Origin of the sequence: Rhodococcus sp. 077-4 (assembly GCF_047782425.1) — a bacterium.
In the GTDB taxonomy this organism is placed as follows: domain Bacteria; phylum Actinomycetota; class Actinomycetes; order Mycobacteriales; family Mycobacteriaceae; genus Rhodococcoides.
On sequence record NZ_JAJPWC010000002.1, the window covers coordinates 1,381,202 to 1,399,746 of the forward strand.

An 18,545-nucleotide genomic window follows, 5' to 3' on the forward strand; every position below is an offset into this window, starting at 1 on the left:
AGTGCCGCCTCACACGCCTGTACGGCTCGGCTGCAGACGACGCGCAACCGACGTACTCAGCGAGCCTCCTCCGGCAAGCGCCAGCCGAACGCTTCCGTCGGCCAGATCCACCGCGGACGCCCGAGTATCGGGATACTGCAGCGTGCTCGACATCGACAGCGGAGCCGACAACGCATCGTGCGCAACCGATCCCTCGCCCAGCTCCACTCGATGACGCAGCAAGGGCCTACCTCCGACGTCGCATCGCATCGAACTGCTCCACCGACCCGACGCTTCCTCGAACCGTCCGATCTGCGTACGCTCACGCAACCACAATGTCGAATCATCATGCAGCACAATGGTGTTCACCACCGAATGTGAAGCATCGGAAACAACCACCATCGGTTCGGGATCGAAGACGAGCGACGCGCCTGCTCCGACCTCGAAGTGCCACTGCGCGGACGAATGACGATGCAGCCCACCGGGCATCGCCAACGACGCCGCGACACTGCGCACCTCCAGGTGCGCTCCGGCCGCCACCGAAATCCTGACCACGATGGTGTCACCCCCGAGAGGTGTTGCCGCAGTACCGATCAGATGGACTGTGTCCGGTCCCGTCTGTCGCCCGGCGAGTCCGCCCACCGAGGTGATGCGTGGGCTACGGCTTCGGCTCGCGTCGATGCAGAGCTCGGTGTGCATCGACGCTCAGTGAGTGTGGGCGTGCGCGTCGGCGTCGGCAATGACCTTCAGCTGCTCGCGCACCCACTCGAGCACCATGGTCGCGGCCGGATCGTCGGTCAGGGAGATCAGCGCAGTCGGGCGCCCCTCGCGCACCTGGGCCGCGTCGCGCTCCATGACACCCAAGTCCGCTCCCACGTACGGTGCGAGGTCCGTCTTGTTGACGACCAACAGGTCGGAGAACGTGACGCCCGGCCCACCCTTGCGGGGCACCTTGTCTCCCCCGGCGACATCGACGACGAAGATCTGCACGTCGATCAGGCCGGACGAGAATGTCGCGGTCAGATTGTCGCCGCCGGACTCCACGAGAATCAGGTCCAGCGGTGGGTTGTTCTCGATCAGATCGTCGATCGCGTCGAGATTGGCAGTGATGTCGTCGCGGATCGCGGTGTGCGGGCAGCCACCGGTCTGCACCGCCGTGATGCGCTCGTCGGGCAACACCGCGTGCCTGCGCAAGAAGTCGGCGTCCTCGGTGGTGTAGATGTCGTTGGTGAGCACGGCGAGCGAGAGTTCGTCACGAAGCTGACGACACAGTGCAGCCACCAACGCCGTCTTGCCGGAACCCACGGGCCCACCGATGCCGACCCGTAGGGCGTCGCCTGCCACCCGTGCGCGCTTGGGCCGATCCAAGCCGTGGTCGTGTGGTTCACCGTCGATCAGGTGCGGGGGCATGTCGATCTCCTTGTGTGTCGGGAACAGTCGCTGGGGAAAAATCGGAACCGTACTCAGGATACGAACAGTGGCCGATCGCGGACGGCGTGGGCTTCGGCGAACATGTCCAGCAACGGATCCGACAACTCCATCAGCTCGGGCAAGCACGCGCACACAGCCGCCGTCACCTCGTCGCAGAAGTCGCCCAATCGGATGGTGCACGCGGCAACCTCGGCCGGATCGAGCGCGAGCAGCCGCTGCGCTGCGATAGCCGACCCGGTCATGGTGATGTACACCTGCACCGCGGCTGTGTCGGCAACCGACAGGCCTGCCGCCAGTCCGACGTGCCCGGCGGCGACGGCCAGGTGCGGCTTCTTCCCGATCGACGTCCAATCATGATGCAGCCATGCGGATTTGGCCAGTCGAAGCAATCCGCGCCCCTGAGCACGGGAGGCAGATCTGGCAGCCGGGGACGGAGTTCGTGCGTCGGACTCGGCATCTGCCTCGTCCGTGCTCGACGAGCCGTGCACCAGCGATGCAGCGATGGACGCTGTTGTGGCCCCGGACGTTCGGATACGACGGCGAAGGAATGCCTCGAGCGTCGTGATGTCTCGGACGAAGCCTGAAGCGATCGCTTCTTCCACTCCACCGGAGTGGACGTGTCCACCGGTGGGCAGGCGTGAATCGGCAAGCGAGAGAAGCGTGGTCACCTGAGAACGGGCATCGGGCATCAGAACAGGAAGTATCGCTGCGCCATCGGCAGTTCGGTTGCCGGCTGTTCCTTCCACACGTCACCGTCGATACGTACGGTGAAGGTGTCGGGATCCACTCGGATATCGGGCAGGGCGTCGTTGAGAGCCATGTCGGACTTCCTGACACTGCGCACGTTCTTGACCGGAACCAGCCGCCGATCGCAGTTCAGACGGTCGGCGAGTCCGTCCTCGATCGCCTGCGGGGCAACGAAATGCAACGACGTGGCCGCCGCGGCCTTCGGTGACGCCCCGAACATCGGACGTGGCAGTTCGGGTTGCGGAGTCGGAATGGACGCGTTGGCATCGCCCATGGCCGCCCAGGCGATCATGCCGCCCTTGATGACCATATGGGGACGGACGCCGAAGAAGGCCGGATCCCACAGCACCAGATCGGCGAGCTTGCCCGGCTCGACCGACCCGATCTCGTCGTCCAGCCCGTGTGCGACGGCCGGGCAGATGGTGTATTTCGCGATGTAGCGCATGACGCGGTTGTTGTCCGCTCCGTTGTCACCGGCCAGGAAGCCGCGACGAGACTTCATCACGTGTGCCGTCTGCCAGGTGCGCAGAACGACCTCACCGATCCGGCCCATCGCCTGGGCGTCGCTGCCGATCATCGAGATCGCGCCCATGTCGTGCAGCAGATCCTCGGCTGCGATGGTCGACGGCCGAATCCGGCTCTCCGCGAACGCCAGATCTTCCGGAATCGACGGACTGAGGTGGTGGCACACCATCAACATGTCGAGATGCTCGTCGAGGGTGTTGACGGTGTGGGGACGCGTCGGGTTGGTCGAGCTGGGGAGGACGTGTGGCTGCGCCGCCACGGTGATGATGTCGGGTGCGTGCCCACCACCTGCACCTTCGGTGTGGTAGGCGTGAATTCCGCGACCCGCGATCGCATCGAGAGTGGTCTCGACGAATCCGGCCTCGTTCAGGGTGTCCGAGTGCAGGGCCGCCTGCACCCCCGCGTCCTCGCACACTCGCAAGCAGGCATCGATTGCGGCCGGGGTGGATCCCCAGTCCTCGTGCAGTTTGAATCCCGATGCGCCCGCGCGCAATTGCTCCCACATCGAGTCGGGATTGACCGTGTTGCCCTTGCCGAGGAGCACGATGTTCATCGGCCAGTCGTCCAGCGACTCGAGCATCCGGGACAGGTGCCATGCGCCCGGGGTGACGGTGGTGGCCTTACTGCCTTCTGCGGGTCCGGTACCGCCTGCGATCACGGTGGTGATGCCGCCACCGAGGGCTTCCTCCTTGATCTGCGGGCAGATCAGGTGGACGTGGCAATCGATGCCGCCGGCCGTGACGATTTTCCCGTTGCCTGCGATTATCTCGGTCGACGGGCCGATGACCAGATCGGGATGCACACCGGTCATGGTGTCGGGATTACCGGCCTTGCCCAGTGCCACGATGCGGCCGTCGCGAATTCCGAGATCGGCCTTGATGATTCCCCAGTAGTCGACGACGACCACTCCGGTGATCACCGTGTCGGGAGCACCGTCGACGCGGGTCGCTCGCGATTGACCCATCGATTCACGAATCACTTTTCCGCCGCCGAACACGGCCTCCTCACCCGCGATGCCGGGGCCTCCGCTGCGGTCCTCGGTGACCTCGATCAGAAGATCGGTGTCTGCCAAGCGGATTCGATCACCCGTGGTGGGGCCGAACAACTGGGCATATCGACTGCGACTCATGCGCGCCATCAGGAGTCCAACTTTCCGGGAGGTGTCATGCTCAATCCGTGGACCTCGCGCGTGCCGCCGAGCGGCACGAGTCGAATCTCCTGTTCGATACCGGGCTCGAACCGCACCGCCGTTCCTGCGGGGATGTCGAGGCGGTGGCCGTGCGCCCGCTCGCGGTCGAACTGCAAGGCCGCGTTGGACTGAGGAAAGTGCACGTGGCTGCCCACCTGTACCGGTCGATCTCCCGCGTTGACAACGGTCAGGGTGACCGCCTCGGCACCCTCGTTGACCTCGATGTCGCCTGCGACGCTGATGATCTCGCCCGGAATCAGGTGACCGTCACCCCGCTTCGGCGAGATCGGCTCGTGCACCGTGATCAGCTTCGTGCCGTCCGGAAAGGTCGCTTCGACCATCACCTCGGGGAGCAACTCGGGAACGCCACCGAGAACGTCGTCGGCACCGAGAATCTCACGGCCGGAGGACATCAGCTCCGCGACGGATCGGCCGTCGCGGGCACCCTCGAGGAGGTGATCGGTGATCACCGCAATCGCCTCGGGGTGATTGAGTTTGAGGCCGCGAGCCTGTCGACGCCGAGCGAGTTCGGCCGCGTAGCTGACGAGCAGTCGATCCTGCTCGTGCGGAGACAACCGCATTGGAGTTCTCCGTCCCGATCGGTGATGGTGCTCGGCAATTCTGACACGCCCGCGCCGGACCGGCAGCGGAGCGCGCCGACGCACCTCATCCGAGCGGTACGGTCACCGATCGATCGAGCAGTCCCCGCAGCACGTCTCGGTCGATGCCGGCAGCGATGTTCTGCAGTTCGGCGATGCCGAACGCGCCCGAATCCAAGCCCCGCATCAGAACACCGGCCAGAGCCTGGGCCGTCGCCGGCTCGTCCATCACCTCGCCGCCCTGACGGTCGAGGTAGTTTCCCAACCGAGCTGCCGCGACCGGCATGGCCTGGCGGAAGAAGCCGAAAGTAGCCAACCATCGCGTCACCAGATGCCCGGGATGCATGTCCCAACCCTGATAGAAACCGCGCTCGAGAGATCGGGTCACCAGATCGAAGTGTCGACGCGCGGACGCGGCCACCTGCGCGGGATCGCCTGTCGGCACCACCTGGGTCGAACCGTCGCACACCCACACCCCGGTCTGCGCCGCAGCCACCAGCATGACGTTCTTCGCGTGGTCTGCCACCGGATGGGCCAGTGATTGCTGGGCAGAGGTGATTCCGCATGCGGCGCTGTAGTCGTAGGTTCCGTAATGCAGGGAGGTGCAACGGCCGTCCGCTCCGGTGATCGCACGCGCAAGCGTCGTCGTGCCGTCGGCCCCGATCACTGCCTGCGGACTTTCGATCTGCAACTCGAAACGTAAGGCTCGATCGGGCAGTCCGTGTGCGCGCTCGACCTCCTCGCACAGTGCGACCACGGCGGCTACCTGCTCTGCAGCGCGCAGCTTGGGCACGGTGAACACGAAGCCGTCGGGCACTCCCCCGGCTCCGTCCAGGACGAGCTCAAGTGTTCTGATTCCGCGCCGACGCTCGTGTGCGGCAAGCCCTTTGGCACGTATTCCGAGCCAGGCCGGGCCCGTGGGATCCTTCGCCAGGACGGACAGCGCTGCCCCGACAGCGGTCGCATGGCCGTCCTCGACAGCGTCCGATCGCCACCCGTACCCGTCCTCGAAATCGAACCTGAGGTCCTGGATGGGAGCGCTACCGAGTCGCTCGCGCACGAGAGGTACTGCATCGACGGCGTCGAGGCCGGCGAACATCTCGGGATGATCATCCAGAATTGTCAGAGCGGCATTGCCCCATGCGGCGGGCACATCCGCCGACGCGTCCGCGGCCGAGACGTAGACGGTATGAGAGGGCTGGCCACCGATTCGGTCACCCGGATAGCGTTGCGCCAGTTCGTCGTCGATGGGATCGAACAGTGACTCGAGGCGAGCGAACGCCTCGGAAGTCAATGCGGTGGTCCCCGACTTCACGGTGGATTCGGCGTTGTCGCTGTGTCCCGTCATGGACATCACTTTCCCAGAAGTGCGGTGTTTTCGATATTCGCCAGCCGCACCTTGCCCTGGGCGACGAGGCGTCCGTTCTCGTCCGAGATGTCGACCTGCCAGAGTTGCTGAGTCCGTCCCCGATGAATCGGATGTCCTTGTGCGATCACGGTGCCCGATCGCGTCGCTCGAAGGAAATCGGTGCTGTTGTTGACACCGACGACGTGACCACGGGAGCCGAACCACGCAGACCCACCGATGCTTGCCACCGACTCGACCACCGCGCACAGGACTCCGCCGTGCATGATCCCGGCCGGTTGATGAAGTTGCGGGGTGACGTCCCACTCCGCACGAACTTCGTCGCCGGACACGTGGAGGTACCGCAGACCGACGACGCCGTCGAACCCGCGTCCGCAGAGTTCGGTCAGCTGCTCCGGGGTGAGGGTCTCGAAGGGGCTCGCTTCGGTGGTGCCGTTCGAATCGGTCATTGCTCCGCTTTCCGGTCGCGTCGGGATTGTCGGGCCCACATCGAAGTCGACCCCCACCAGAACTACACGACGAGAGACCAACGAAAATCGGTGGGCCTCCCGTTCGAGAAGAACGGGAGGCCCACCGTGGCAAGGACCGGGAGTCACTGCAGCCCTCAGGACTCCGGCGCGGTCCGTTGGTACCAATTCAGCATAGGCAAACCTTAGTTGAGACGCAAGAGCCTCACGACGCTCGAAGCTTCGCTCGGCCCGGAACCCCGACGCGTGAGCGGACGGGAGCCCCGGCAGCGACCATCGCGTCGAGCAGCATCTGCCCCCGCCGCGCGCCGGCCGACGCGCTCGACCCCGCCAGAATCGGCACGTAGGTGGAGGCCCCGAGAATGGCGTCGCCGACCAGTGCCCAGAAAACTCGAACGTCGAGCGGCGCGCGCTCGGAAATCGCACGGAACACCGCACCGAGCGAGGTGGTGCAGCGATGTGCGGTCCACACCAGAAGAGCTTGCTCGCACGGCAGCGTCACGGTGCCGGGCTCTCCCGCAGCGGGATCGTCCTGCAGCACGCGCAGAATCGGCGAAGCGACTCCCGCCCAATCTATTCCGCCGTCACTGTCCATGTGGATCCACAGATTGTCGATACCCGGATCCCACGCGCGCCCTTCCAGGACCAGCAACGCGGCCACCCGTCCGACGACAGCGTGAATCAGGGCCGTCGCCACCTGCACCGCGGCGGCCTCCGGTACATCCAGATCCTCGAGCGATCGTCGGTACATCTGTTCGATTCGACCGTCGTCGAGACCCACTGCCAACTGCCACCAGCGACGCTTACCCTCGTTGGCCATCGCCGCCACCGCGTACATCCGGGGATAGTCGGGATTCAGCGCGCGCAGTGTCGCACTCGACTCGGCCAACAGCGCCGTTCCGCCGGATCGATTCGACAAACGATGAATATCGGCCCAGCCCGTGGATGCTGCGGTTGCAACTGACACCTGATCGCTCCTTGAAGTTCGTGGCGGGTGCACACGTCGCACCCCGACTCGGTAGATGTAGGTTAGCCTAACCAGATCTGAAAGCGGGTCAGGCACCGCTACCCTTACCTCACCTCACGCGGTGAGCAAGGGTTCCGTAACCTAAACCATGTCCCTTCGATTCAGCGAGGAGTCACGACCACTGTGACCACAGCTCCGCTACTCGGCCCCCACGGCGCGCGTCGGTCCTCCGACGAGCCGTACGGAACCGAGGACGTGCCCACCGGGCCGCCGCCGCGGAGTTCCCGCATCGCTGCTGCCGCGATCGATGCGCTCATCGTGCTGATCCCACTGTTCGTCGGCTGGTCCATCGTCGACGCGCTGCGTGACGACAACGGTGGCGGTCAGGCGGACCGCTTCGTGTTCGGAACGATCGCAGCGTGCGTCGCGCTGGCTCTGTTCGTGTGGAACCGCGGCTACCGCGATGGCAACGAAGGTCAGAGCACCGGTCGACGCTGGATGGGTCTGACAGTGCGCGACAGCGTCACTCATGGTCCGATCGGGGCGCGTCGCGCGCTGCGACGCCAGTTCGGGATCGGCGCTGCATCATCCGAGGTGGTGCGCGAGAAGACCGCTACCGCAGAAGGTTTCGAGCCAATCCCCAAGGACGGTTCGGTGGCCGCCATCCGTCGTCGGAGGTTGATCGGCCTGGCGGTCCTGGTCGCAGCTCTCGTGGCAGGCGTACTCGCCAGCATCGCAATCGGTGCACGGCCTTTGACCTTTGCCGAGATCGCGCACGCCCTGCTCGATTCGACGGGCACCGATACCGACATCATCGTGCGCACGTTGCGGGTTCCCCGTACGGTGCTCGCGTTGGTCGTCGGTATTGCCCTCGGAATCGCAGGAGCCCTGATCCAGGGGCACACGCGTAACCCTCTGGCCGACGCCAGCCTGCTCGGCCTCAATTCCGGCGCGGCCTTCTTCGTCGTGATGGCCATCTATCTGTTCCGGTTCACCTCGCCGAGTCAGTATCTGTGGTTCGCATTCGCAGGCTCGGCTGTGGCCAGCATCGTGGTGTTCGGGTTGTCGTCGATCGGGTCGGGCAGATCGAGTCCGATCAATCTCGCCCTGGCCGGAGCAGGCGTCTCCTTCTTCCTGATAGCGATGACCAATGCCGTCGTGCTCCTCGACCAGACCAGCCTCGACGGCTATCGCTTCTGGGTGGTGGGATCCGTCGCCGGTCGCGGCCTCGACGTGTTGTGGCAGGTACTCCCCTTCCTGGTGATCGGTGTTCTCATCGCCCTCGCCAGTACTCCCGGTCTGAATGTGATGAGTCTCGGCGAGGACGTCGCACGATCGCTCGGGACCAACATCGCGATCACCCGAACCGTCGGCATTCTCGCGATCACGCTGCTCACCGGTGCAGCAACAGCAGCATGCGGACCCATAGCGTTCGTGGGCCTCGTCGTTCCGCACATCGCCCGCGCGGTGACCGGACCCGACTATCGCTGGCTCGTCCCCTATGCGGGCCTGATGGGCGGGGTGATGCTGATGATCGCGGACGTCATCGGACGCGTCGTGGTGCGCCCGGGCGAGCTTCAGGTCGGCATCGTCCTGGCCTTGATCGGAGCGCCGTTCTTCATCGCCCTCGTTCGACGCCGGAAGTTGGTCGGCCTGTGACCGCCGACCTGAAATTCCCGACGCCGTCGCCCGGCACGGGCGGCGTGCGTTCCCGGCCCCCGTTTCGCCTTGGTCCGATCTCGATGGTCCGACGGCCGTTGATGGTCCTCACAACCGTTCTGCTGGCTGCAGCTCTCGTGCTCGTCATGTGCGTGAACATCGGCCGCGGCGACTTCCCACTGTCGATCGCGCAGGTCCTCGACGTGTTGCTCGGTGGCGGTTCACGGATCGAACGATTCATCGTGATGGATTTGCGCCTGCCTCGATCGCTGACCGGGCTTCTCGTAGGAGCCGCGCTCGGGATCTCCGGCGCGATCACCCAGTCGATCTCTCGCAACGCGCTCGCCAGCCCCGACATTCTGGGCATCACCGCCGGTTCCAGTGCCGCAGCCGTCGCGCTGATCGTGCTCGGCGGTGGCAGCTTCAGTGGGCTGCTGGCCACCCTCGGTCTGCCCCTGGCGGCACTGATCGGCGGGCTGCTGACCGCAATCGCGATCTATGCCCTCGCCTGGCGCAAGGGCGTCGACGGGTTCCGCCTGATTCTGGTGGGGATCGCCGTCAACGCCATGCTGACCGCGGTGATCGGCTGGCTGCTGATCAGCGCGGACATCAACGATGTCTCGCGCGCCCAGGTCTGGCTCAACGGTTCGCTCAACGGGGCCGACTGGGCATCGGTGTGGCCGGTGGCGATCGCGGTCGTCCTGGTCGGCGGCGGCACCGTCGTCGCGACGTTCACGCTCGGTGCCTTACGACTCGGCGACGACAACGCGCGATCGCTGGGTGTACGCCTGCAACACAGTCAAGCCATGATGCTGCTCGCGGCCGTCGCTCTCGCTGCGATCGCCACCGCCGCAGCGGGACCAATCGGATTCGTCGCGCTGGCCGCTCCTCAGATTGCCCTGAGAATTCTGCGAACTCCCGGCCCGCCGATCATCGCGTCGGCGCTGCTCGGTGGATTGCTCGTGGTGGCGAGCGATCTGATCGCTCGCACGATTCTGCCGGTGGAGCTCCCGGTCGGCATCGTTACCTCGGCCCTGGGTGGACCGTTCCTTCTGTACCTTCTCGTTCGCAGTAATCGAAAGGTTTCCGTATGACAACCAGCCACGCCTCGCGTCTGATCGCGGAGGATCTCAGCCTCGGTTACGGCGACCGCACCATCGTCGAGCACCTCGATCTGGAGATACACACCGGAGTCATCACCACGGTGATCGGACCCAACGGCTGCGGAAAATCGACCCTGCTGCGCTCGCTCGGTCGGTTGCTCAAGCCCAAGGCCGGCAGCGTGATGCTCGACGGCCGAGCGATCTCGTCGATGAAGACCAAGGAAGTGGCACGCATCCTCGGCATGCTGCCTCAAGCCCCGACCGCTCCGGAAGGACTCACCGTCGCCGATCTCGTCTCGCGCGGTCGCCATCCGCACCAGTCGTGGATCAGGCAGTGGAGTTCGGACGACGAGGCCGAGGTGGCGAACGCACTGGAATTGACCGGCGTCGGCGACCTCGCCGACCGACCCGTCGACGAACTGTCCGGCGGCCAGCGGCAGCGCGCGTGGATCTCGATGGCGCTGGCCCAGGGCACCGACATCCTGCTGCTCGACGAGCCGACCACCTACCTCGATCTGGCGCACTCCATCGAAGTTCTGGACCTTGTCGACCGCCTGCACGACGAGCTCGGCCGCACCGTCGTCATGGTGCTGCACGATCTGAACCTTGCGATCCGCTACAGCGACCGATTGATCGTCATGAAGCAGGGACAGATCGTCACCTCCGGCCGGCCGCAGGACATCATTTCCGAGCAACTGCTGCTCGACGTTTTCGGCCTCGAGGCCACCGTGATCGAGGACCCGATGTCCGATCGTCCCCTCATCGTTCCGATCGGCACGAGGCACGTGTACGGATCGGTCGGCGGTCCTGTGAAGTCCGTGAGCCGATCCGGCGCAGGCGTGTCCCCCGCCGAATAGAGCCGAACCTCACCGCTCGATCATCGTGCGCACCAGCTTGACGCCCTGACCGATCGACACGTCGGGCAGATAGGCCCGGCCGATCGCATTGCCGATGCTGGGCAGTGCGGCCGGATCTGCGAAGGTCATGTGCATCGATTCGTATCGAGGCTGGAACTTGGATTTGAACGCCAGGAGGGAACGGAATCCGTAGACGGGTTCGAGAGTGCGTCCGAGGACGTCGAGCAGTCGTTCGAGCAGTCCCGACAGCGTCGACTGTTCCGCGCTGGAGACGTGTTCGGGCTGCTTCTCGTCGACCTTGGCCAGGGGTGCGCCGGAGAGACTGAGGAATCGGGCTCCCTCCTGCTCGAGAAGCAGAGCGGCCGACGCGATGAGAAATTCCATCGTGGGCCGAAAACCTTCGGATCGCCGTCTCATGAAGTCGAGCGTCCATCCGACGATCACGCCGTTCTCGTACACCGGCATCCACGAGGTCACGCCGTGCACGGTCCGGTGTTCGTCGACGGCGATCAGGCAACGCACGTTCTCGTCGTCGACCTCTTCGAGACCACCGAGGGTGAACCCCATCTCGGGCATACCCTTGTCAGCGACCCATTCCTCCGATATCGCGGTGATCTGGTCCGTGATCGCCAGCGGGGCCGAGGGGAAACGGATCCACTCGGCGACGACGCCCGCCTTCTTCGCTCGATTCAATGCAGTCCGCACATCCTGAAATCGCTTGCCGGTGAACGCAATTCCCTCCAGGTCGAGAACAGTTTCCTCACCGACCTGAATGCCGCCCCAGCCGAGAGAGTCGGTGATGCGGCGAACATCCGGCGTGACGGAGTAGAAGCACGGGATCCATCCGTTCTCGGACGCGAACTCGGCGAAGTCGACGACGTTGTCCCGCAGGGACTCTCGCGGCCCGACGGGATCGCCGGTGGTCAAGGCGACGCCGGAGATGACGCGGTAGGCGACATAGCTGCGGCCGTCGGGACCGAACCAGTACTTGTTGCCGCGCCAGGTCGTCATCCACGACAGAGCCGAACCGCTACTGGACATGAGCAGTTCGCGTGCACGTTCGGTGGCGTCGGTTTCCGATCCGTACACCGGGGTCAGGAAGGTCCCTGCGGTGAGCCCGCAGACAACCACCCAGAACACCACGCCGGTCCACTCGAACAGCAACGTGGTCGGGGTGCTCTGCGGAAGCAGGGACGGTTCGAGCCACTGCAAATAGACCGGCGGTACCAAACGCTGCGGGAAGTCCACCAGCAAACCGCCGAACGACGGTGAATCGGCAAAACCACCTCGCGCCAGGTATCCACCGATCGAGTAGACGAGGGCGAGGCCGACGGCGACCCCGAACACCGACGCCGCCCAGCGTCGATAGGTGCCAGAGGGAGCAGACACATCGAAAAATTTGCGGGTGACGATCAGGATAAGCAGTACGACCAGCGGCAGCAGGAACGGCACGGCGGTGCGGTACGCGGTCGGTGACTCCATTCCGTAGAACAGCGACTGGTCGTCGCCGGATTCGAGGAACCGAATGGCGAAGTTGGCCAACGACAGTGCGAGCAGAATCCCCTGCGCGATCACCGCCATCGCCCACGCAAACCGCCTTCCACGACGCAGACCGTCGCTGATCACCAGCAGGAACAACGACGGCATGATGCTCAGGATGGTCGGGCCGACTCCCCCCAGTCTGAGATCGAGCAGACCGCGACGGCATTCCGCCGGGTCGGTGGTGGCGTCGGCGCAGATTTCGCGCACTTCGGCAGCGGTGTACGGAACACCCCGCACCACGTCGCGAAGTACCGCGAACGGACCGACGGCGTTGGGGCTCAGGGCCGCCAAAACCGGACCGAGGGCGCTCGCGGCAACGATCAACGCGACCAGCACTCGACCTTCGCGCCGAGTGCCTGCCAATCGCGGTCCGCGCGCCGAACGGCCGACGATCCACGGTCCCACGACGAGGCCGATCACCGCCGCCGCCAGTCTGACGACGTCTTGCAAGTGTCCGCCGAAGAGCGCCAACGTTACCAGCAGCGCCAGCAAACCGACACGGATTCGCCTGCGCCACAACGTATCCATCCGCGAGGTAGCGACCAGCACCACGCCGAAGATCCAGGTCGTAGGACCCACTGCGGTTCCGACGTGCAGCCGGAACCCCCAGTCCTCGTCGAAGACCTTGGCCAGTGCCGCGAGACCGAGGCCGAGCAGTGAACCCGCCACCTGTGTCACGAACGCGGCGATCGCGAAATGACGGGACCCGATGCGGCGCTCGATGGGTGCAGCGGCGAGCAGAACCCCGACGGTCGCCACCACACAACCGGCGATATCGGGTGCGGCCAAGCCCGAGGTCAGTGGGGTCCACAGGTGCCAGTGCTCGAACGGCATGATGCCCACTGCGAAGTACTTGTCGATCTCACCCCGATTGCCGGCGACGGCAGCAACGATGCCCATCACCCAGATGACTGCGAGCAGGGTGAAGCTGACCGGCGCTCCGACGGCACCGAACACTATGAGCGCCCACACCCGCCGAAGTTGACGCATCACCGCAGATGCGCCCGACCGAACGGACTCGGCGCGCTGAGAAATCCACGAGGGTCCGGCGAGGTCCGGTGAAGGGGCCAGCGCCGCCGATGAGGGTGTCTCGGCGTTCGCCGCGGACGGTCGATCCGGATCGGTCACGTTCACGAAGTCAACCCTGTTCTCGTTGCCAGCCATGGGAGCTCACGACGGAGGCCCTCCGACCACACCGCGAAGCTGTGCCCGCCCGGTACCTCCACGTACTGCACATCCATTCCGGCGGCCTTCGCCGCGTCGTACATCTCTTGTTGGCCCGGTTTGTAGTCCTTGTCGTCCGACCCCACGACGAAAATACCCGCCGAGGCAGGGTACTGACGTGATTTCAGCAGGTCGAGCGGGTTGATCGCGGTGAACGCCGCAGCATTGCCACCGAAAATCTGTTGCACGGTTCGATCTCGATCGCCGAGAGTCGGCTCGCGCTGACCGGACAGGTCGAGAAATGTGGGATAGACGTCGGGGTGGTTGGTTGCCATCTGGATCGAGCACGTTCCGCCGTAGGACAATCCGCCGATCGCCCAGTGCGCGCGATTTGGGTCGACCTGCAATGCGGTGTCTATCCAGTCGGGGACGTCGCGGGAGAGGTACGTGTCCACGTTGCCCTGAGGCGAATCGACGCAGAGTGGATTGGCAATGGACGAGCCCGTGCCGTCGGCGACGACGACGACCGGCGCGAGACCGGCATGATCACGGGCGAAGTTGTCCATGGTCTCGGCGAGCCTTCCGCCGTTGAGCCAGTCCTCGGGTGCACCCGGCTGACCTGCGAGCAGCACGAGGACCGGAAGAAGAGGGCGGGGATCGGCGAAGTACGCAGGCGGCAGATAGATCTCGGCGTCTCGGGCCGAGAAGTTCGACGCCGTGGCGGGAATGGACGCCGACGTGACCTTCCCGGCGGTCGCCAGATCTGCAGGCGCGGTCCAGACAGAGTCGAGTGGCGTGCCTGCGACGGTCTGCGCCGCCGCGGCCGGTACCTCGGAGAACTGGATGCGGGCCGCGGACTCGACCCCGAGGGCGTTGCCGACGGTGGGATAGGCGTCGAACTCCAGGTTGACGTGCAGGGCGGACGCCGCCACCACGAACACCATTGCCAGTATCGAGGCGAGCGTGCCCAACACTCCACGAGCGGCTGCCAGCCGGGGAATCACCACGAAGAGCGCAGCGAGCCCTACTCCGATCCACACGTAGATCGAGGTCTCGATCGGATCCGGGAACGGTCGCCACACCTTTTCGACCACCACATATCCGATCGCCGTGACCGCGACTGCTGCTGTCGCGGCGATCGGCAACGCGCGCCTGCTGTAGCGCTGCGATGTCGACACGAGCAGCCACAGACCACCGAGGGCACCGAGAACGGACACGATGACCGGTACCGGGCCGTCGAGCAACGACAGAGAATCGAACCAGTCCACGCTTGCGTCTCCGCTCACTTCCGCCGAAGTCGGACCGAGGGGCGGCACGACCACAGCACAGAATATTCGTCCTCGAATCCCAGCGGTCGGGACCCGCCGACTCGATGTGTGCGGATGTATGACCGAACCCACATCACCTGACCGCTCGGTACTACCACGAGTAGTACGCATCCGCGTCGGAGTAGCCGTAGACTCGGACGAATGGCTGGTCTTGGTGAACTAGAGCGTGCGGTGATGGACCATCTGTGGGAGTCGACGGAGCCCCAGACTGTTCGACAGGTCCACGAGGCACTCGCGACGCGTCGCGAACTCGCGTACACGACTGTGATGACGGTGCTGCAGCGGCTGGCGAAGAAGAAGTTGGTCGTCCAGCAACGCGACGATCGAGCGCACCGTTATGCGCCGTTGCACGGACGCGACGAGCTGGTCGCGAGCCTCATGGTCGACGCTCTGTCGCAGGCACCGGCGTCGGGTGGACGTGCGGCAGCACTCGTGCACTTCGTCGGACAGGTGGGGGCGGACGAAGCCGCCGCACTCCGCGAGGCGCTGGCGGCGTTGGAAGTGGCACAATCGACGACAGAGTCCCCTTCGGCTGGAGAAAGCCGTCCGACGGACTGACGCTAGCCGTAGTGAGTGAGGACATGAACTCGACGACTGCGCTGGTTTTCGCGGTACTCGCGCTTGTTCTGGCGGGGCCGGTTCCAGCCGTGCTCGCTCGCGCGAGTTGGCCGTATCGGTCGCCGCGCGCTGCCCTTGTGCTGTGGCAAGCAATCGCTCTCGCTGCGGTGCTCTCGGCCTTCAGCTCCGGGCTCGCGATCGGCGGACTGCTGCTCGTTCCCGGTCCGGACGGACGGCCCACGACGGCACCGACCGACGAGATAGACGCCCTGGGGCTTCCCCTGTGGCTCCTGTACGTCGTCGTTCTCGCGATCACGCTGGGAATCGGTGCCAAATTGATGTTCTCCGTCGTCCAGGTCGCAGTTCGAACCCGTCGTCGACGTTCCCGGCACCGTGTGCTCGTCGACCTCCTCGATCGAAGCGACCTGAGCGAGAACCCTTTTCGCGGTCTCCGCGATGCCGACATCCGCGTGTTGGACGCAGCAGAACCGATCGCATACTGCCTGCCCGGTCTTCGCCAACGGGTAGTTCTCAGTCGCGGAACACTCGCCAACCTCTCCGAGGCCGAAGTCACCGCCATCCTCAGTCACGAGCGGTCGCATCTGCGAGCCCGCCACGACCTGGTCCTCGAAGCATTCACCGCGGTGAACGAAGCGTTCCCGCGGATCGTCCGAAGCAAGTCGGCCCTGGGCAGCGTGCAACTCCTGGTCGAACTGCTGGCAGACGACTCGGCGGTCAAGGTCACCGGCCCCACCCCGCTGGCTCGGGCACTGGTCACGTGCGCCGGGTCCACCGCACCGCGAGGTGCGATGGCGGCGGGCGGACCGCACACCCTCATTCGGGTTCAACGATTGAGCGGCCCGGGCAGCGACGTACGCATCGCCGCGGTTGCCTACGCAACGGCGGTGGTGATCCTCGTTCTTCCCACGATCTACGTGGCGATGCCGTGGCTGGAGGAACTGAGCAAACTCGTCGGATGAGACCGCGGGCCGATCAGGGTCGCACAGGTCACATCGACTCGAGGTGAACAATTCGCGATCCGTCGCGTACAGTAGAGACCGGTCGCCATCGCGACCTAGCAATCGAAATGGCACAAACAGCCCCACTTTGTGCAGGTCTCACCTGCATTCTGATGGCCAGGTGACAGTGCCCTGGCTCGTATCAATGTGTTCTGGCTGTTTTTCGTGTTCCCCGGTTTTTCGGGTGCTCTCAGCTTCGGGCTTATTGGCGTGCCCGTAATCCGGAGAGGCTTTACTGCGTGACCCACGCTGTTTCCAACACACCCGTTTCCACCACCGACACCACGGCTGTCCCGATGCCCGTAGCGGCACCGGCGTTCACATTCGCCGATCTCGGACTGCCCGAGGCTGTCGTCGCCGCACTGGCGCGCAACTCGATCACCGTGCCCTCCCCCATTCAGGAGAAGGCGCTTCCCGACGCCATCGCAGGTAAGAACGTCCTCGGCCGCGCGCAGACAGGTTCGGGCAAGACCCTCGCCTTCGGCCTGCCGATTCTGCAGCGCCTGTCGCTGCACACCGACCGCCCGGCCGCCAAGCGCCCGCGTTCGCTCGTTCTGGTTCCCACCCGCGAGCTCGCATTCCAGGTCGTCGAATCTCTCGCTCCGTACGCCAATGCGCAGGGCTTGCGCGTCATGCCCGCCGTCGGCGGCACTCCGTTCAACAAGCAGGTCGAGCAGCTCCGACGCGGAGTCGACGTCCTCGTCGCCACCCCGGGCCGCCTCGCCGATCACCTCCGTCAGGGCACCTGCATTCTCGACTCCATCGAGATCACCGCGCTCGACGAAGCCGATCAGATGGCCGACATGGGCTTCCTGCCCGAGGTGCGTGCCGTCCTCGCCGACACCCCGGCAGACGGACAGCGCATGCTGTTCTCGGCCACCCTCGACCGTGAGGTCCAGTCGCTGGTCCGCCAGTTCCTGCCCGATCACGTCGAGCACTCCACTCAGGACGGCAAGGCCAGCGTTCGCACCATGGACCACTACGTCCTCATGGTCGACCGGGGTCAGAAGGACCTGGTTCTCTCCGAGATCGGTGCCCGCGAGGGCGGCCGCACCATCATGTTCGCGCGCACCAAGCTGGGCTGCGACGGAATCACCGATCGCCTGCGTGCACTCGGTATCGCCGCGGAGTCGCTGCACGGCGGCAAAGCACAGAATCAGCGCACTCGTGTTCTCGAGCGCTTCAAGAACGGTCGCACCCCCGTTCTGGTCGCCACCGACGTTGCAGCTCGCGGAATCCACGTCGACGGTATCGACCTCGTCGTTCACGTCGATCCGCCCGCCGACCACAAGGACTACCTGCACCGCGCAGGACGTACGGCGCGCGCTGGAGAGAAGGGCACCGTCGTCGCGATCGTGCTCCCCAATCAGCGTCGTCAGGTCCTCCGCTTGACCGGTATGGCCGGCGTCAAGGCCACGGCCGTCAACGTCTCCCCCGGTTCGGCAGAACTGAACAGCATCACCGGTGCGAAGAAGCCGACCGGTGAGCCGTTGCGCGCCGAGTCCGCTCCCCGTGACCGCAACAGCCGTCCCGGATACCAGGGCTCCAACCCGCGCAGCGGCGGCTACCAGGGTTCGAACCCCCGCAGCAGCGGCGGCTACCAGGGTTCGAACCCCCGCAGCAGCGGCGGTTACCAGGGTTCGAACCCCCGCAGCAGCGAGGGCTACCAGGGCGACCGTCCCCGCACCGGCTACCAGGGATCCAACCCGCGCTCGAGTGGCGGATACCAGGGCTCCAATCCGCGCAGCGAAGGCGGATACCAGGGTGACCGCCCGCGTCGCACCGACTCGAGCTCGTACCGCGGCTCCGAGAGCCGGGGCTACGAAGGACGCAGCTCCGACAACCGGGGCTCGGACAACCGTCGCCCGGCATCGGCTCCCCGCCAGGACGAGCACCGGTCGGGTGGCTTCCGTAGCCGTACGGACCGCCGTTCGTACGACGGTTTCGACGGTCCGGCTCGCAGCCACTGATCGGACAGTGACCGTGCGGTCGTAGTGTCGACCGGATCAGTTCTCGATTACGAGAGGTGCCGCATTCTTCGCGAA

The 18,545-nt window shown here is 65.3% G+C and carries 16 protein-coding genes; 6 read left to right on the forward strand and 10 right to left on the reverse strand.

What is annotated here, in order from left to right:
• Window positions 1-9 precede the first annotated feature (9 nt).
• The 8 genes from ACNEOT_RS15625 to ACNEOT_RS15660 all read right to left on the reverse strand — a co-directional run bounded on the left by ACNEOT_RS15625 (window position 10) and on the right by ACNEOT_RS15660 (window position 7,270).
• Window positions 10-678, reverse strand: coding sequence for an urease accessory protein UreD (locus ACNEOT_RS15625; protein ID WP_415974940.1), 669 nt, complete (start codon window positions 676-678; stop codon window positions 10-12).
• A 6-nt stretch (window positions 679-684) separates the two neighbouring features.
• Window positions 685-1,389, reverse strand: coding sequence for an urease accessory protein UreG (gene ureG / locus ACNEOT_RS15630; RefSeq protein WP_415974941.1), 705 nt, complete (start codon window positions 1,387-1,389; stop codon window positions 685-687).
• Between the two features lie 53 nt (window positions 1,390-1,442).
• Window positions 1,443-2,099 carry an urease accessory protein UreF gene (locus tag ACNEOT_RS15635; RefSeq protein WP_415974943.1) on the reverse strand — a complete coding sequence of 219 codons (657 nt, stop codon included), beginning with the start codon at window positions 2,097-2,099 and terminating at the stop codon, window positions 1,443-1,445.
• The gene (locus ACNEOT_RS15640; protein ID WP_415974944.1) at window positions 2,099-3,820 is read right to left on the reverse strand and encodes an urease subunit alpha; all 1,722 of its coding nucleotides are present in this window, start codon (window positions 3,818-3,820) and stop codon (window positions 2,099-2,101) included. Before ACNEOT_RS15640 ends, ACNEOT_RS15635 begins: the two co-directional genes overlap by 1 nt.
• Window positions 3,820-4,452 (reverse strand): urease subunit gamma, encoded by a 633-nt coding sequence (locus ACNEOT_RS15645; protein ID WP_415974945.1) that lies wholly within the window; start codon window positions 4,450-4,452, stop codon window positions 3,820-3,822. The genes ACNEOT_RS15640 and ACNEOT_RS15645 overlap by 1 nt, the downstream gene beginning before the upstream one ends.
• An 85-nt stretch (window positions 4,453-4,537) precedes the next feature.
• Entirely contained in the window at window positions 4,538-5,818 is a 1,281-nt protein-coding gene (locus tag ACNEOT_RS15650; RefSeq protein WP_415974947.1) for a DUF6986 family protein, read from the reverse strand.
• Between the two features lie 5 nt (window positions 5,819-5,823).
• Window positions 5,824-6,285 (reverse strand): PaaI family thioesterase, encoded by a 462-nt coding sequence (locus ACNEOT_RS15655; RefSeq protein WP_415974948.1) that lies wholly within the window; start codon window positions 6,283-6,285, stop codon window positions 5,824-5,826.
• A 223-nt stretch (window positions 6,286-6,508) separates the two neighbouring features.
• Window positions 6,509-7,270: a hypothetical protein gene (locus tag ACNEOT_RS15660; RefSeq protein ID WP_415974949.1), complete on the reverse strand. Its 762-nt coding sequence runs from the start codon at window positions 7,268-7,270 to the stop codon at window positions 6,509-6,511.
• 183 nt (window positions 7,271-7,453) lie between these two features.
• Here ACNEOT_RS15660 and ACNEOT_RS15665 point away from each other — a divergent pair, with 183 nt between their 5' ends.
• The 3 genes from ACNEOT_RS15665 to ACNEOT_RS15675 all read left to right on the forward strand — a co-directional run bounded on the left by ACNEOT_RS15665 (window position 7,454) and on the right by ACNEOT_RS15675 (window position 10,889).
• Window positions 7,454-8,929 (forward strand): FecCD family ABC transporter permease, encoded by a 1,476-nt coding sequence (locus ACNEOT_RS15665; RefSeq protein ID WP_415974951.1) that lies wholly within the window; start codon window positions 7,454-7,456, stop codon window positions 8,927-8,929.
• An 83-nt stretch (window positions 8,930-9,012) separates the two neighbouring features.
• Window positions 9,013-10,023, forward strand: a complete 1,011-nt coding sequence (locus tag ACNEOT_RS15670) for a FecCD family ABC transporter permease (protein WP_415975222.1) — start codon at window positions 9,013-9,015, stop codon at window positions 10,021-10,023.
• Window positions 10,020-10,889 carry an ABC transporter ATP-binding protein gene (locus ACNEOT_RS15675; RefSeq protein WP_415974953.1) on the forward strand — a complete coding sequence of 290 codons (870 nt, stop codon included), beginning with the start codon at window positions 10,020-10,022 and terminating at the stop codon, window positions 10,887-10,889. Before ACNEOT_RS15670 ends, ACNEOT_RS15675 begins: the two co-directional genes overlap by 4 nt.
• A gap of 9 nt (window positions 10,890-10,898) precedes the next feature.
• Here the strand turns inward: ACNEOT_RS15675 and ACNEOT_RS15680 are convergent, their stop codons facing one another.
• Both ACNEOT_RS15680 and ACNEOT_RS15685 read right to left on the reverse strand, forming a co-directional pair.
• Window positions 10,899-13,421, reverse strand: a complete 2,523-nt coding sequence (locus ACNEOT_RS15680; RefSeq protein ID WP_415975223.1) for a bifunctional lysylphosphatidylglycerol flippase/synthetase MprF — start codon at window positions 13,419-13,421, stop codon at window positions 10,899-10,901.
• A gap of 140 nt (window positions 13,422-13,561) precedes the next feature.
• Window positions 13,562-14,863 (reverse strand): alpha/beta hydrolase, encoded by a 1,302-nt coding sequence (locus tag ACNEOT_RS15685; protein ID WP_415974954.1) that lies wholly within the window; start codon window positions 14,861-14,863, stop codon window positions 13,562-13,564.
• A gap of 201 nt (window positions 14,864-15,064) precedes the next feature.
• Here ACNEOT_RS15685 and ACNEOT_RS15690 point away from each other — a divergent pair, with 201 nt between their 5' ends.
• The 3 genes from ACNEOT_RS15690 to ACNEOT_RS15700 all read left to right on the forward strand — a co-directional run bounded on the left by ACNEOT_RS15690 (window position 15,065) and on the right by ACNEOT_RS15700 (window position 18,470).
• Entirely contained in the window at window positions 15,065-15,481 is a 417-nt protein-coding gene (locus ACNEOT_RS15690) for a BlaI/MecI/CopY family transcriptional regulator (protein WP_415974955.1), read from the forward strand.
• A gap of 23 nt (window positions 15,482-15,504) precedes the next feature.
• Window positions 15,505-16,461, forward strand: a complete 957-nt coding sequence (locus ACNEOT_RS15695; RefSeq protein WP_415975225.1) for a M56 family metallopeptidase — start codon at window positions 15,505-15,507, stop codon at window positions 16,459-16,461.
• A gap of 278 nt (window positions 16,462-16,739) precedes the next feature.
• Window positions 16,740-18,470, forward strand: coding sequence for a DEAD/DEAH box helicase (locus tag ACNEOT_RS15700; protein ID WP_415974956.1), 1,731 nt, complete (start codon window positions 16,740-16,742; stop codon window positions 18,468-18,470).
• Window positions 18,471-18,545 lie beyond the last annotated feature (75 nt).